The 1,520-nt window shown below is 71.8% G+C and carries 2 protein-coding genes and 1 pseudogene; all 3 read right to left on the bottom strand.

The features are described 5' to 3' along the window. Positions 1-203: pseudogene (locus AOK23_RS50430) on the bottom strand (ATP-binding protein); the annotation flags it as partial. 2 nt (positions 204-205) lie between these two features. Next, positions 206-376, bottom strand: a 171-nt coding sequence (locus tag AOK23_RS50425; RefSeq protein WP_420823759.1) for an ATP-binding protein, incomplete at its 3' end; no start/stop codon positions are given. A gap of 504 nt (positions 377-880) precedes the next feature. After that, a partial coding sequence (locus AOK23_RS28500) for an acyl-CoA dehydrogenase family protein (RefSeq protein ID WP_055715489.1) occupies positions 881-1,520 on the bottom strand: 640 nt, incomplete at its 5' end.

Below are 1,520 nucleotides of genomic sequence, written 5' to 3'. Positions count from 1 at the left end.
CGGCGCGGCCCGACGGGTACACGGTGGGGGTCGCGACGCCGCCCGCGCCGGTCGTTCCGCGCGGGCCGGGGGTGGCGCGGTCCAGTTCGCACCAGATGCGTTTGCCGATGCCCTCGTGGCTCCAGCCCCACCGGTCGGCGAGCCCCTCGACGAGCGCGAGGCCGCGCCCGCCCGTCTCGTCGCCGTCGGCGCAGCGGGGCGCCNNGTGGACGACCGCGTTGGTGACCAGTTCGGAGACGAGCAGGATCAGCGTCTCGCCCAGCGGCTCGTCGTCCCCTATCCCGGACCCGGCGAGCCGTGAACGGGCCCATCTCCGGGCGCGACCCACTTCTGCGGGGTCGGGCCGGATCTCCAGCTGCACTTGAAGCACCTGCACCGCTCACACCATCCGAACCGGCGGACACATCGCCGCACGCCCCTCCGGGGCCACGATCGTGGTCATCTTCTGCTCGGCCGACTCCACTGCCGTCGGCACCGGAATCACGGAACGTGATCCCCTTACTAGACAGCATGGTTGACGTACAGTCACCCCAACAAGCGCTTCGGGCATATTCCAGCGCGAAGGAGTACGCCTGGGGCATACTGTGCGACGCTCATCGCGGGGAGTCGAACAGACCGGAGTGACGCGCCTCCGGCCCACTTCACGAGCGGCGGGCACCGGCGCGTCCGGGGCCGCCACAGGGGCAACACCGGGCCGACTGAGCCTCGGAACCACTCGCATCCCCCAGAAGGTACCGGAGTACGACTCCGACTCCAGGCCGTGACAAGTCACACCTAGGACACAACCCGGTATCAACGCTCGGTGATTCCGGTATGCCACGTTCCGCGACATTCCCTCATCATGCCGCCACAGACTTCACGGCGACCCTGGTCAGCGCGGTCAGCGGGACTCGACCAACAGTTCGCCCGCCAGCACTTCCTCACTGTCCGTCACCAATCCGCCACGTTCTGCCCGGACCCATGCCCGCTTCAGACACAGGTGTACGTCGGCCTCCCAGGTGAACCCCATACCACCGTGGACCTGAAGACAGTCGCGGGCGCCGCGCACGGCCGCCTCGTCGGCCAGCAGCCGGGCCGCGGCGATGTCCACGGGGTCGGCGGTGACGGCCGCCGCGTAGACGGCCGCCCTGGCGACCTCCACGCGGACCAGCAGTTCGGCGCAGAGGTGCTTGACCGCCTGGAACGCGCCGATGGGCCGCCCGAACTGCTCGCGCGTCCGGGCGTGTTGCACGGCCGCCTCACAGGTCCGCACCGCCGTGCCGAGCTGCTCGGCGGCGGTGAGCAGGACGAGGAGGCCGTCCGGCTCGGCGGTGCGGGAGCCCGCCGGGACCCGGTGCAGCGGCGTCAACGGGTCGACGGACCGGACCGCGACCGCGCCGGTCGCGTCCCCCGTCACCACGTCGGCCGCGTCCAGCCACTCCACCAGGCCCCCGCCCCCGACGGTGGTCACGACGGTCTCCCCGGTCGCGGCCCCCGGCACCACTCCCGCCGCGAGATGCGTGGCCGCCAGCGGCCCGGGC

The sequence above is a fragment of the Streptomyces torulosus genome (assembly GCF_001419765.1).
Lineage (GTDB): Bacteria > Actinomycetota > Actinomycetes > Streptomycetales > Streptomycetaceae > Streptomyces > Streptomyces torulosus.
This window is presented reverse-complemented; position numbering and strand designations above follow the sequence as displayed.